Below are 14,061 nucleotides of genomic sequence, written 5' to 3'. Positions count from 1 at the left end.
TAGTAATAGAAATATATTTACAAAAATTATTTTAAACGTTTTGCAGGTAATCTATACGCACATGATAGATGCTCATAAGCATGGTCTTGAATATCAGTTTGATAGTTTCAAGATCTTTTAATGTTAAATCGCAATTATCTAATTGATTTTGTTCCAATTTATAATTTATGATGCGTTCTACGAGGTCATTTATGTTTTGAGCGTCCGGATTTTTGATACTTCTTGAGGCTGCTTCGACCGAATCTGCCAGCATTAATACCCCTGTTTCCTTAGAAAATGGAATAGGACCAGGGTATCTGAAGATATTTTCGTCCACAAATTTCTCAGGAGAATTCTTCAGGAAAGACTGGTAGAAGAAATCCACACGTGTATTTCCGTGGTGCGTTCTGATGAAGTCGATCACACTTTCCGGTAATTGGTTTCTGCGCGTAATTTCTATGCCTTTATGCACGTGTTTGATGATGATCTGGGCACTTTGTTCATAAGGCAGCTTATCATGCGGACTGAGCGAGGTATTCTGGTTTTCTATAAAATACTGTGGGTTCTCAATTTTACCGATATCGTGGTACAGCGCACCCGCTCTTACCAGTAATGAATTACCACCGATCTTAAAGATGGCAGCCTCAGCCAGGTTCGCTACCTGCAGTGAATGCTGAAAAGTACCCGGTGCTTTAAAAGCAAGCTCCCTCAGCAATTTATTATTGGTATTGGTCAGCTCTATCAATGCCACATCGGATGTAATGCCAAATACCCTTTCAAACGCATAGATCAGCGGATATGCAAGTAATGATAACAAGACGCTGATTACAAAAGGCACAAAGTTAATCCATTCGATTTCCTGGAAAGATCCTTCGCGCAGCAATGCTATACCCAGGAAACAGATAAAATACGCCGTGAGGATAAACATTGCAGAAAGCAGCAGCTGCTCCCTCTTGATCAGGTTACGGATACTGTAGATCGCCACCATTCCCGCAGTAGTTTCATAAAATACAAACTCAAAGCTGTTGGGTACAAAAAAGCCTGCAATCAGGATCACCAGTAAATGGAGATACAGCGCCAGCCTGGTATCAAAGAGGATCCTGATAATAATGGGAACGATACAAAAAGGAATATAGTAGACGTTGGGTAGGTTCAGTTTGATCGACCAGGTTAAAGCCAGCAGCATGGTGGTAATCACCAGCAGGAGCAGGGAAAGCTGTCTGTTATCAGCAAAGATATCTTTTCTGAATAAGTTCAGGAATACCATCTGCAGACTTAATACAAAGGCCACCAGAAGAATCTGCCCAAGATAAACCAGCTTGCTGTCGCCGATTGTTTTGGTTTGCGCCTCATAAGTTTCTTTAAATGATTGCAGCTTTTGATAAGCTTCGTCATCAATTACATTGTTTTTGGCAATGATCACCTCACCCTTCTGCACCATTCCGCGGGTAGTGGAAAGACTGTTGATCGTATTGTCCTGCACAATCGCCGTCAGCTTTTCATCAAATACAATGTTTGGCTGCAGGTGGTCTTCAACCAGATTCATCACCACTTCCTTCTCCTTCAGGTTGATGGAAGTAAAAGTGCTGTTGAAATAATCCAGTCCGCCCTGAACCGTAAACAAATCCTGCGTGCTAACGGTAGTAGAGATATTATTGTCCAGAAGGGAAATATCATAAAACTTGCTGCCCTTCTCATGTTTGGAGTTCGTTGCAATGATCCCCCTGTCGTAAATACTTTTGAGCAGCTTCAGCGAGGCAGCTTTCGTCGGTTCCTTGGCTTCCTCAGGAAAGGTATTGCCGCGCCATTTGACATCAAATTCATTGGTATAGGCTTCTTCAACACTGTTGAACAGATCCCGGTTATAGCGATAGATCGGCAGCACATTTGCCAGTGCATCTTTTTTATCGGTACTTACCTGCGGAGCGGTTTTGAGTATCGCAAAGCTGAAGGGGGAGATCAGGTCTTTGTTGAGCCACACCCTTCCTTTCTGAAATTCATATCTGAACCGGGGCTGCTTGGGTAAGAAAAAAGTAATGATCAGCACAGTCAGCGCCATCATAATATATTTAATATTAGAGGAGTACTTTCTGTAGAGTATTCTGTGAGAGTTCTTTTTGATTTTCGCCAAAATGATTAAATTGATATGTCAAAAATAGGAAAAAAGATCACTATTCTAACGTTTAAAAAAACCGCTGAAAAAGCAGTTTGTGTAGTTTATACAAACGTGAATAAAAATTGTTTGGATTATTTAAAAAAATATTTATCTTCGATTACTAACCAAAAAATAACGGTATGATTACAGTAGTTTTAACTTCAGTATTAGGGATCATCGGTCTGGCTCGTTTACAAAAGAACGTACGCTAAAACCTTTTAAAAAAAATTGCAATAACAAGCTTCCATCAGCCATGGAAGCTTTTGTTTTATCGGGCTATTCTATTGTTATTATCAGTATTTTTGCTGAAATTTTTAACCATGCAGCAAAGTGTCCTGATTATTGACGACGAAAAAAAGATTTGTAGCCTTCTCGCAAGAATAATTGAACTGGAGGGTTTTACGGTTTTTCAGGCCAATACAGCAAAAGATGGACTGAAAACGCTTGCTGCACATGAAATTCAGGTAGTGATCAACGATGTGAAACTCCCCGATATCAATGGCATAGAGCTGGTCAAACAGATTAAAGAACTGAAGCCCTATGCAGAGGTGATCAGTCTCACCGCATTCGGAACCATTCAGGATGGCGTGAAGGCCATGAGAAACGGAGCTTTTGATTATATCACTAAAGGTGATGATAATGATAAGATTATTCCTCTGGTTTATAAAGCTATGGATAAGGCCAGACTACAGTACCGTGTCTTTGAACTGGAGTCCAAAATTCAGAAACAATATGACTTCAGCTCTATCCTCGGACAATCCAAATCCATTCTGCAGGCGGTCGACCTGGCCAGGAGGGTAGCACCAACGGATACTACCGTATTGTTGCTTGGAGAAACGGGAACAGGGAAAGAAGTTTTTGCCCAGGCCATCCATTATGAAAGTCCGCGTAAATTAAAGCCTTTTGTAGCTTTGAATTGCAGTGGCTTTAATCCCGACTTACTGGAAAGTGAGCTTTTTGGTTACAAACAGGGGGCATTTACCGGAGCACTGAAGGATAAAAAAGGATTGCTGCAGGAGGCAAATGAAGGCACGTTATTTCTGGATGAGATTGGAGAGATGAGCCTCGATCTGCAGGCCAAACTCTTACGCGTACTGGAGAGCCAGACCTTCATTAAGGTTGGAGATACCCAAACCTCGAAAGTTAACGTAAGGATCATCGCCGCGACAAACCGCGACCTGAAGGCAGAAGCTGAGGAAGGACGTTTCAGGCTGGATCTCTATTACAGGCTTTCTGTATTTTCTATTGAACTGCCTGCACTGAAAGACAGGAAGGTGGATATCCCACTGATCGCCGGCCACTACCTCAGGCAGTTTTCAGCAAAAGTGAATAAACCTGATTTTACGATGGACAAGCAGTTCATCACGCTGCTGCAGAACCATGCCTGGAAAGGAAATATCAGGGAACTCAAAAATGTGATTGAAAGGGTCGTGATCCTCGCAGATGAGGCTGTGCTGGAAGCTGGCTTACTCCCCTATGAGTTTCATCAGGGCATTGTAGAAGGCGATTCCATGAAAATGGAAACGGTAGAAAAGATGCATATCCTCAAAGTATTAAAGTATACGCAGAATAATAAAACCGAAACCTCAAGACTGCTTGGCATCGGATTGACAACACTTTACAGAAAACTGGAAGAGTATCAGATCAGCTAAAACTAATTAGATTCATTCTATACTGTATTTTCTCTGTTATTATAGGTCTTTCGGTCAAACAAATGCTCGAAATTGGTAGTTCATACCGAACACTATAACGTACCCTAATGATAGAAAAAGATTCCCGCCGCGACTTCCTCAAGAAGTCATCTGTGATCACTGCCATTGCTTTAACCCCGGTAGCCGCAGTTAAAGCATCTGATCTCAAATTAGACGAAAGACTTTCCGAAGCCATTGAACAGATGCCGCTGAGTATCGAGATCAATGGTAAACAACATAACTTAAAAGTAGAACCCCGAACAACCTTGCTCGACCTTCTCAGGGAGCGGTTAAAACTGACGGGAACCAAGAAGGGATGTGACCAGGGCCAGTGTGGTGCCTGTACTGTCCATGTAGATGGTGTGAGGACGCTTTCCTGCCTGCAACTCGCGGTAATGAATGACGGTGCCAAAATTACTACAATTGAGGGCTTGTCGGATGGAGATAAGCTGCATCCCATGCAGGAAGCTTTTATCAAACATGATGGTTTCCAATGTGGATACTGTACCCCCGGACAAATCATGTCCGGCATTGCCTGCATCAATGAAGGTCATGCCAATTCTGAAATGGAAATAAGAGAGTTTATGAGCGGAAACATTTGCCGCTGTGGTGCTTACGGCAACATTGTCAATGCAATTAAAGAAGTGAAGGAGGGAGGCAAGATATGAACAATTTCCAATACAAAAGGGTAAGCAGCCCCCTGGCAGCGATCACTGAATTGTCAAAGAATCCCGCTGCAAAACTGATTGCCGGTGGAACAAACCTGGTTGATCTGATGAAATATGGAGTGATGGCACCGGAGAAACTGGTGGATGTCAATCATCTGAATTTTGATACGATTACTAAGAAAGATGGCTTGCTGCACATTGGTGCGACGGTAAGAAATGCTGTCGCCTCGGAGAATGCCGATGTGCTGAAATACCAGCCGCTACTGTCACAGGCCATGCTTGCGGGTGCTTCGGCGCAGCTAAGGAACAAGGCAACAATGGGCGGTAACTTGCTGCAGCGCACGCGTTGCGGATACTTTTACGATGTCTCTGCACCCTGCAACAAGCGTGTACCCGGATCTGGTTGCGGGGCCATGGAAGGATACAACAGGATGCACGCGATATTTGGCGCCAGCAGTTCCTGTATCGCCGTTAACCCTAGTGATATGAATGTCGCTTTGACGGCATTGGATGCGGTAATTTTAGTGTCTGGCCCTAAAGGTGACAGGAAAATTCCCATCAGTGAATTTCACCGTTTGCCGGGCACACATCCTGAACTGGATACGACACTGGATAAAAAGGAGATCATCACAGGGATCAATATTCCTGATAATAATTTTGCTGCACATACGACCTACCTGAAAGTGCGCGACAGGATTTCTTATGCCTTTGCATTGATATCGGTAGCGGTAGCGCTGGATTTGGAAGGTACAACAATCAGGGATATCCGCCTGGCAATGGGTGGTGTGGCGCACAAACCATGGCGCTTAAAAGAAGCAGAGCAGATGCTGAAAGGCAAAGAAGCTACTGTAGAGAATTTTAAAATGGCGGCCGAACTGGCAATGAAAGGTGCCAAAGCATATGAGCATAACGCTTTCAAGCTGAAATTAGCTCCAAACACAATGGTTCAGGCCTTAAAAACAGCTTCGGGCATAAAGGGATAGAAGATGAGCAAAAAACATTTAGAAAACGCAGATATGGAAACCGCACTGTCACGTGTGGATGGCCGTGTGAAGGTGACAGGAGCTGCGAAATACACGGCAGAGGTACAACTGGAAGAACTCACTTACGGAGTTCTGGTAGAAAGTACCGTAGGTAGCGGTGTGATTACCGCGCTGGATACCAAAAAAGCAGAATGGGCACCAGGCGTAATCGCTGTAATCTCACATTTAAATACGCCCGGTGTGCCCGAATACAAGCTGCAGAATCAGGATGTGATCCAGAAGCAGCTGCGTGCTTTCGACAGCCCGAATATCTATTATAACGGTCAGCCAATCGCTGTCGTGATTGCTGATACTTTTGAGAGAGCCCGGTATGCGGCGACGCTGGTGAAAGCAACTTACGCTAAACAGCAGTCATATAGTAACCTGGAGGATAACCTGTCAAAGGCTATTATTCCAAAAAAAGCAAAGGCAGACCCTAAGGGATTTACGACCGACTTTACACGTGGCAAAGCCATGGCTTATAAAGATGCAGAGTTTCAGGTGAATGAGGAGTATATCCAGCCATCTGAGGCGCATCATCCTATGGAGTTGCATTCCATTATCGCCAACTGGGAAGCTCCCGATAAACTGACACTGGTGGATAAAACTCAGGGCTCACAACAGACTGCGGCCAGTATTGCCAAGTCTTTCCAGCTTCCCGTAGAAAATGTGAAGGTGTTATCTACGTATGTAGGTGGTGCTTTTGGCTCTGCCCTGAGGGTATGGCCGCATGAGATTATTGCCATTCTGGCGGCAAAGAAAGTACAGAAACCGGTGAAACTGGTACTGCACAGAAACCAGATGTCGTACATGGTGGGCTATCGTCCCTATACCTTGCAAAAGGTAGCGATCGGTGCTTCAAAGGATGGGAAGATTGTAGGTTTATCGCATGCTTCCTATGGTAAAACTTCCATGTATGAAGAGTTTACAGAAAATGTCCTGATCATGTCGCGCATGATGTATGATATTCCTAATGTGGATACCAAATACAGGATCGTTCCGCTGAATGTGAGTACACCGGCTCCGATGCGCGGTCCGGGCGAAGCTACAGGCTCCTTTGCACTGGAGTGTGCTTTGGATGAGCTTTCCTATAAGCTGAAGATGGATCCTATCGCTCTGCGCCTGGCCAACTATGCTGATAAAGACCCCGATAAACAATTACCATGGTCGAGCAACTACCTGAAAAAATGTTACGAGCTGGGCGCTGAAAAAATCGGGTGGAACAAGCGTAAAACTGAGCCTGATGCCAACCAGGAGGGAGAATGGAAAGTGGGATACGGTGTGGCTACAGGAACTTTTGGTGCCTTCCGCGGCGGCGCCTCGGCAAAAGCTACATTCAGACCTGACGGTACACTGCTGCTGCAATCCGCGATCGCTGATATCGGACCTGGTACGGCGACTTCAATGACGGTGATTGCCTCCGAGAACCTGGGAATCTCCACAGAGAAGATCAGTTTTCAATTGGGTAACTCCACTTTTCCAAAAGCCCCTATGCAGGGTGGTTCGAATACGGTAGCTACCGTAGGATCTGCCATTATCGCTACCTGTGAAAACCTGAAGGTTGAACTGGCTAAGCGTGCTGCCAAGCAGAAACCGGAATGGAACAATGCTGTGGCCAGGGATATAAAAATTGTAGGTAATCAGCTGGTTAATTCCAATGATCCTTCGTCAAGAGTGGATATCGCTTCACTGTTTAAGGGGGATAATCTGCCTGAACTGGTGATCAAAGGCGATGCTGCGCCGGGTGAAGAAAGCAAAAAATACTCGTTCTACTCTTTCTCTGTACACTTTATTGAGGCGCATGTACATGAGCTGACAGGAGTGGTGAAAATCAAGAATGCAGTTTCTGTAATTGACTGTGGTACAGTGGTGAGTCCTAAGACGGCGCGGAGCCAGAGCATGGGCGGACTTGTGGGCGGTATTGGCATGGCGCTGATGGAAGATGTAGTGCTGGACGATCGTACGGGTCGCACGGTTACTGCCAGTTTTGGCGACTACCATGTGCCTGTGCATGCAGACATTCCCCAGATGGAACTGATGTTTGTTAACGAAAAAGATCCGTATCTTAACCCCATGGGCTCAAAAGGCTTAGGGGAGATTGTGATCATCGGCGTAGCACCGGCTGTAGCAAATGCAGTATACAATGCAACGGGCAAACGGGTGAGAGATCTGCCTATTACACCAGATAAACTGCTATAACATGAATAACCCGCAAGAGCAAAATCATTTGGAGGTACATAGTTTCCCGATCGGGCGCTTTGTACCTGCAGAAAACTATACTGAAAAACTGCTGGAACGCTGGATAGGTTCTATCAGGTCCGTTCCGCTGTTATTTGATTACTGTATTGAGAATCTGGATGAAGCGCAGCTGAACACTCCTTACCGCGAGGGAGGTTGGACAATTATCCAGGTGGTGCATCATGTGGCTGACAGTCACATGAATGCCTATATCAGGATGAAGCTGGCGCTGACCGAAGAGCGTCCGGTGATTAAACCCTATGAAGAGAAACTCTGGGCGGAGCTGCCGGATGTAACGGATGTGCCTTTAAATGTATCGGTTACGCTGATCCATTCCCTGCACAGACGATGGGTATCACTGATGATGCAGCTGACAGACGAGGATTGGAAACGTGAATATTTCCATCCCGGGGATCAGAGTTATATCCCTTTGTGGCAGATGGCCAATAATTATAACTGGCATGGCAAACATCATGCAGAGCAGATTCTATCGCTGCGATCGAGGATGGGCTGGTAGAGCCTTTTATGTTTGCGGATAGATAAGTAACCTCGATTGATGTTCAAATAATTGCTCCAGTTTACTTTGTGTATAGGTTAGGGACAGCAGGTAATTGCTTTCCACCTTCCGGTCGAGCACAAAGATCAGCAGATCATCTGTCATTAACCTCGACTTCAGTAATTTCCACTCTTTCCAGACTTCAGTTGGATTAAAGATAAAGTTGGCATTTGTTTTCGTCACTGCGAGGAAATGTTCGATATGCAACTGTGTAGGCTCATCGCAATAGCAGATCACATCAAGACTCAATTCTGAACTCAGTTTACAAACCTTTGATAACCAGACCGCCATGTTTTTCTCCATCAGATCTGCGGGAGGGCAAACCAGCTGAATATTCTTATGTACAGTGATAGGTTTCGCCAGGTGCAGCACAAACAGGTTGGCAGAAGAGTTTTCGATCAGCGCGGATGATTTATCACCCAGAAACTTATCAATAACTGTAGTGCGTCTGCGCCAGCCGGTAATAATAATATTGGTCGATTTTTCTTTTGCTATCCGCAATACTCCGCTGGGCACATTGTGGTCCAGCGTTGCGATAATCTCTACCTCGGTACCATTTCCCGAAGCATATTTTACGGAGTCATTCAGTTTTTTGCGTGCAATGAGCAGGTTAGCCTGGGCATTATCGCTGTCAGGAACAACGGAGAGCAGACTGATGGGCTGTGTGCTGTTCTTATCCTTAAATAACACTGCAAGATCCAGCATGGAGTCCATGTTGTTGAAATCGGCAATGGGAATCAGGATATTCTCTGTATAATGCTGGTCAGGCCCGCTGATCTCTTCGGCAGACACGATAGCGCGGCTGGCACGCTCGGTGGCGAATGAGGCTACTACGCAGGTCACCAGGATCAGGATGATTGTTCCGTTCAGGATATTGTCGTCAATGATCTTTGCCTGGTAGCCCACGAGAATAATAGCAAGCGTTGCCGCGGCATGTGCACTGCTCAGACCGAAAATCAGTAAGCGCTGGTTTTTAGTGTATTTGAAAATCCATTGCGTAAAAGTTGCGGAAAGGTATTTTCCCAGAATCGCTACCAGGGTGAGTGAGCCTGCGATGATTAAGGCATCCGGCCCGCGGAACAACACCCGAAGGTCGACCAGCATCCCTACGCTGATCAGGAAAAATGGGATAAACAAGGCGTTACCTACAAACTCTATCCTGTTCATGAGAATCGAAGAATGGGGAATCAGACGGTTTAATGCCAGTCCGGCCACGAAAGCACCGATAATAGGTTCAATCCCTGCCAGCTGGGCGAGGAATGCCGAAAAGAAAACGACCGACAATACAAAAATATAATGTGAGGTTTTTTCACTCTCCAGTTTGGTAAAGAACCATTTTGCAATCTTTGGAATTACAATAAATACCGTAGCCGTGAAAATGGTCAGTGAAATTGCCAGCTGAATCCAGAAGGCACTGTTGAGCTGTCCGTCTACAGCACCCATAATAATCGCGAGGATGATCAGTACCGCAGTATCAGTGAGGATGGTACCCCCAACGGTTACTGCTACCGCTTCGTTTTTAGATATACCAAATTTGTTGACAATAGGGTAAGCCACCAAAGTATGCGTGGCGAACATGCTCGCGGTAAGAATGGAAGTCAGCATGGAATAATGCAGTAAGTAATAACAGACAGGGAAACCAATCAGGATAGGCACGGCAAAGGTCAGGAATCCAAAAACAAAACTTTTGTGTTTTTTACGCTTAAAATCTGCAAGGTCAAGTTCTATACCGGCAATAAACATGATATACAACAGCCCTATCGTAGAGAAAAGCTCAATTGCAGAATTTTTTTTAAGGATGTTAAAGCCATTGGGGCCGATCAGGATGCCGGCAATAATGAATCCTACGATGCCCGGGATTTTAATTTTTCCGAGTAGAATAGGGGCGATGAGTATGATAAATAGAATCAGCGAAAAGATCAGGACCGGATTGGTAAAAGGGAGATCGAATTGTTTGGTAATATGATCAAAAAAATTCGTGTGCATAGCTGTTAATGATGTCAAAAGCAGCAAAGTAGTCTTTTTTTCGCTGCTTTCCATCTGTTGAATGTCATTCTGACCGCTGAGCGTAATATTTCGAAAATTATTTCTTAAGCTACAACTAATCCTATATTTTAGTGAAATCTATGGAATATTCAATTTTAGGAAAGTCTGATCTTCATGTGAGCAGGATAGGTTTTGGCTGTATGTCCCTCACCGGGACTGCCAGGCAAAATGAGCAGATTGTTCAGCGTGCATTTGATTTAGGTATCAACTTTTTTGATACGGCGGATCTGTATGAAAAGGGAGAGAACGAGAAATTGATCGGCGAACTTCTCCATACTAAACGTGATCAGGTGATCATTGCTACCAAGGCAGGTAACCAATGGCGTGCAGATGGCAGTGGCTGGGACTGGAATCCTTCCAAAAAACACATCCTTGCCGCAGCAGAGGAAAGCCTGAAACGTCTGAAAACTGACTACATCGATCTTTATCAGTTGCATGGCGGTACGATTGATGATCCTATAGATGAAACCATAGAAGCTTTTGAACTGCTGAAAGAGCAGGGGAAAATCAGGTTTTACGGGATATCCTCAATCCGCCCTAATGTCATCAGGGAATACGTGAAAAAATCCAATATAGTCAGTGTCATGATGCAGTATAGCCTGCTGGACAGAAGGCCGGAAGAGGAATGTTTTGCTCTCCTGGAAGAACATCAGATCAGCGTACTCAGTCGCGGTGGTGTAGCCCAGGGTTTACTGGTAGACAAACCTGCCAAGCCCTATCTGAACTGGTCTGCCGAAGAGGTAGCCCGCGCTGCATCGGCGATTCAGGAACTGAAAGCCGCAGGAACTGCCGCCCAGACGGCCTTGCGTTTTGTGCTGCAGCAGCAGGTTGTGGGTAGCGCTGTGATCGGCATCCGTACGCTGGAGCAGCTGGAGGATATCGCTGCCGGCATTGATCTTCCAAAGCTCAGTGATGAAGAAATGAAGATATTACAATCGGTTACGGCCTCACAATATTATTCAGACCACAGGTAGTTATGAAACTCTGTTTTGATACCAAGTTTGGCCCTCATTCAAATTATTTCCTGGAGAAGATCTGGAAGGGATTGCTGGATGGGCCCGGAAATCTGGACCATAGTTATTTTACCTATCTGGAACGTTATATCGCACGGTACGGTGAAGGCTGGGAAGGCGAGAAGTTCAGTGAGTTCCTGGAACCCAAGCTACACACCATCCGCAGGGATCCTGAAAACAAATGGGTTGCCGGAATGGATATACAGCCTGTGATCAACATCAATACCAGTGATGAGTTTCAGTTTGCGCCCACCCTCAAATGCCAGTCGGTACAACGCATACAAATTGACTATTCGGGAATGATCAATCCCTTTGGTCCTGCAATATTTATTGATTACCAGCTGCTGGATCATGCATCCCTGTCAAGGATGGTCAGAAATGATGGATTTCCTACGGTAAAAGACTTCCTGTACTATTTCAATGAAGATTTTACAGGGAATATGATTCACTGGACACCGATGATTTACGAATAACAGTATAGACAAATTCATCGTAAAGGGTCGCATCTTCACCTTCTTTCAGTCCCTCGTGAGGAATGGCAAAATATTTACCAGCAATCTGATGTCCTTCATCTATACGGGTAATCTCCAGACTCAGAAAACCGTGCTGCATGGTACAGAAGTTCTCCAGTTTCACCGTGTCAAAGATCTCACTGTTGCTGGTGTAGAGCTTTTCATCCGCCTCCGCGAGCCAGTGCAGTTCATCAAAACCTCCGGCTCCACATACAATGTAGGGCGTGATTTTACCGCCTTCATAACTTTTACTGAAACGCTGGTAATTATGTACATGTCCACTCATCACCAGATCAGGGTAAACGCCCGCTTCTTCAAAGGCACTCTCCAGGAAGGTGATCATCGGCAGACTTGAGCTGTGGTTAAAATCCGCTGAATACGGTGCGTGGTGTAATGCTACCAGGATTGCCTTTTCCTGATGTTCAGTTGCTGCATGTTTGAGCTCTTCAATAAACCATTGTTTCTGCTCTTCAGTAACAACACCATATTTAGGCACGTTAGTAGCCAGGCCAATAATATTAGCCACAGGCGTCTGAAGCGTCCAGTAGACATGTGGCTGCATACCGCTTTTGCGTGCCGGATCTGTACCAAATGGAACGGGCCTGGGTTCGGTACCGCAGAAGACACTGCTGAAAGGAGCAAGGCTGGTATAAGGGTTTGTATTCAGCGGGTTGACATCGCTGTCATGGTTGCCGGGAATCGCAAAAATCGGCAGGGGGTAATCTCTGTATGGAGTAAAGAATTGTTTTTCGTACTGATCTGACTCTCCGAAATGATACACAATATCGCCTACATGGTACAGGAAAGAAGGTTTTTCATCACTGTTACTAACTTGTTTTCCCATCTGCTCGGCAATTAACCGCTGGAAGGCCGGTGATTTTAACCCTCCGGTATCTCCGGCTACCTGGAAGATCATTTTGTCTGCAGACGGAGTTTTGATGCCGGCTTTGAGGCGGTAGGGGTATGCTCCGAGTGGCTCGGGCAAGGGTTGGAATTTGTAGGTGTCGTCGGGCTGATTTAATTTAAATAACGGCTTTGTAGGTATACTCTTCTTTTCTGACAGCATGTTGATTTACGCGTTTTTTATCAGGATCGATTCCAGCACATTAGCAACATCGTCACATTTATCTGTGGCCATTTCAAGGCTCTGGAGGATCTCCTTTTGTTTGATGAGCTCGATGGCGTCTGTTTCAGATTCAAACAGGTACGCAATGGCAGTGTTGCATAGAGAATCTGCCTCGCTCTCTCCTTTATTTATTGTAATACAAATATCGGCAATTATTTTCATATTCCTGAGATTACGGAGCTCTAAAATTGCAGTTTCGAGTTGTTTACACATGTTGCAGATCAGTATGCTAACCTGTACGATCTCTTTGCTAAAAGTATTAACCTTATAAAGTTCGATGTTGAGCGAAGTAGCATAGATGTAATCGGCAATATCATCTATTGCACTTACCAGTGAATGGATATCTTCCCTGTCAAAGGGTGTGATAAAGTTCTTGCTGAGCTCAAGGTATATGCTGTGAGAGATCTCATCACCAACCTGCTCCAGTCGCTCGGTTTCTCTGAAATACTTTTCACGAAGCTCTTCATTGTCCTCAGTTACAGTTTTAACCAGACTCTCTGATATTTCAACCAGGTTCCTGATATCACGTTCAAATAGTGGCTGGAATTTTTTATCACGGGGGCTGAAGAAACTGAAAACGGAGTTCATGATAGGTCTTTTAGATTGTTGTAAATTTAAAAGAACAATGTTAAGCCTTCGTGAATTCAGGGTAAGGTTTGGGATTAGCTCCCTGCAATCAGAAGGAGATCTTTCTCAGATACCAGTTCCGGATCTTTGAACTGCCGGTTTAAAATTGCTTTACGGATTCTGACTTTTCTGGTAGAGGTGATGATCACAGCTCCTACAGTATTAAAAGTATGGGATCTGTAGGATCCGATGGAAGGGTCAAGTTCATGAATACGCATCAGCAGTTCATGTATTACAAAAATAGGTATCGGCACAGCACAAAGCTAAGTTAACAGTTTCGTAATATATAATTATCATTCTGTTAATGAACTCGATCAGTTAACATTGATTTAATATTGTATTAAATGGATTTAGCTGAATCTTCGCAAAATTTTATTCCTGTAAAAATAAACAACACAACAATGTTATATGGATTGTATTGATATAAA

12 protein-coding genes are annotated in these 14,061 nt (G+C 44.6%); 7 read left to right on the top strand and 5 right to left on the bottom strand.

The window, feature by feature from the left end:
• Positions 1 to 31: 31 nt before the first annotated feature.
• Positions 32 to 2,038: an HDIG domain-containing metalloprotein gene (locus OQY15_RS03470; RefSeq protein ID WP_265788359.1), complete on the bottom strand. Its 2,007-nt coding sequence runs from the start codon at positions 2,036 to 2,038 to the stop codon at positions 32 to 34.
• Positions 2,039 to 2,454: 416 nt separating this feature from the next.
• Here OQY15_RS03470 and OQY15_RS03465 point away from each other — a divergent pair, with 416 nt between their 5' ends.
• The 5 genes from OQY15_RS03465 to OQY15_RS03445 all read left to right on the top strand — a co-directional run bounded on the left by OQY15_RS03465 (position 2,455) and on the right by OQY15_RS03445 (position 8,270).
• Positions 2,455 to 3,786, top strand: a complete 1,332-nt coding sequence (locus OQY15_RS03465; RefSeq protein ID WP_265788357.1) for a sigma-54 dependent transcriptional regulator — start codon at positions 2,455 to 2,457, stop codon at positions 3,784 to 3,786.
• Between the two features lie 107 nt (positions 3,787 to 3,893).
• The gene (locus tag OQY15_RS03460; protein ID WP_265787796.1) at positions 3,894 to 4,493 is read left to right on the top strand and encodes a 2Fe-2S iron-sulfur cluster-binding protein; all 600 of its coding nucleotides are present in this window, start codon (positions 3,894 to 3,896) and stop codon (positions 4,491 to 4,493) included.
• Positions 4,490 to 5,476: a xanthine dehydrogenase family protein subunit M gene (locus OQY15_RS03455; RefSeq protein WP_265787794.1), complete on the top strand. Its 987-nt coding sequence runs from the start codon at positions 4,490 to 4,492 to the stop codon at positions 5,474 to 5,476. Before OQY15_RS03460 ends, OQY15_RS03455 begins: the two co-directional genes overlap by 4 nt.
• 3 nt (positions 5,477 to 5,479) lie before the next feature.
• On the top strand, positions 5,480 to 7,714 hold the full coding sequence (locus tag OQY15_RS03450) for a xanthine dehydrogenase family protein molybdopterin-binding subunit (RefSeq protein ID WP_265787792.1): 2,235 nt from the start codon (positions 5,480 to 5,482) through the stop codon (positions 7,712 to 7,714).
• 1 nt (position 7,715) lies between these two features.
• Positions 7,716 to 8,270 carry a YfiT family bacillithiol transferase gene (locus OQY15_RS03445; RefSeq protein WP_265787790.1) on the top strand — a complete coding sequence of 185 codons (555 nt, stop codon included), beginning with the start codon at positions 7,716 to 7,718 and terminating at the stop codon, positions 8,268 to 8,270.
• A gap of 6 nt (positions 8,271 to 8,276) precedes the next feature.
• Here OQY15_RS03445 and OQY15_RS03440 read toward each other — a convergent pair whose 3' ends face one another.
• The gene (locus OQY15_RS03440) at positions 8,277 to 10,295 is read right to left on the bottom strand and encodes a cation:proton antiporter (protein WP_265787788.1); all 2,019 of its coding nucleotides are present in this window, start codon (positions 10,293 to 10,295) and stop codon (positions 8,277 to 8,279) included.
• 140 nt (positions 10,296 to 10,435) lie between these two features.
• Here OQY15_RS03440 and OQY15_RS03435 point away from each other — a divergent pair, with 140 nt between their 5' ends.
• On the top strand, positions 10,436 to 11,329 hold the full coding sequence (locus tag OQY15_RS03435) for an aldo/keto reductase (protein WP_265787786.1): 894 nt from the start codon (positions 10,436 to 10,438) through the stop codon (positions 11,327 to 11,329).
• Positions 11,330 to 11,331: 2 nt separating this feature from the next.
• Entirely contained in the window at positions 11,332 to 11,841 is a 510-nt protein-coding gene (locus OQY15_RS03430; protein WP_265787784.1) for a hypothetical protein, read from the top strand.
• Here the strand turns inward: OQY15_RS03430 and OQY15_RS03425 are convergent.
• From OQY15_RS03425 to OQY15_RS03415, 3 genes are all read right to left on the bottom strand, one after another.
• Positions 11,798 to 12,865 (bottom strand): metallophosphoesterase, encoded by a 1,068-nt coding sequence (locus OQY15_RS03425; protein WP_265787782.1) that lies wholly within the window; start codon positions 12,863 to 12,865, stop codon positions 11,798 to 11,800. The genes OQY15_RS03430 and OQY15_RS03425 overlap by 44 nt on opposite strands.
• 87 nt (positions 12,866 to 12,952) lie before the next feature.
• Positions 12,953 to 13,594, bottom strand: coding sequence for a DUF47 family protein (locus tag OQY15_RS03420; RefSeq protein ID WP_265787780.1), 642 nt, complete (start codon positions 13,592 to 13,594; stop codon positions 12,953 to 12,955).
• A 74-nt stretch (positions 13,595 to 13,668) separates the two neighbouring features.
• A complete protein-coding gene (locus OQY15_RS03415; protein ID WP_265787778.1) occupies positions 13,669 to 13,851 on the bottom strand; it encodes a hypothetical protein in 183 nt (60 codons plus the stop codon).
• Positions 13,852 to 14,061 lie beyond the last annotated feature (210 nt).

Origin of the sequence: Pedobacter sp. MC2016-15, from assembly GCF_026239695.1 — a bacterium.
Classification (GTDB): Bacteria; Bacteroidota; Bacteroidia; order Sphingobacteriales; family Sphingobacteriaceae; genus Pedobacter.
This window is presented reverse-complemented; position numbering and strand designations above follow the sequence as displayed.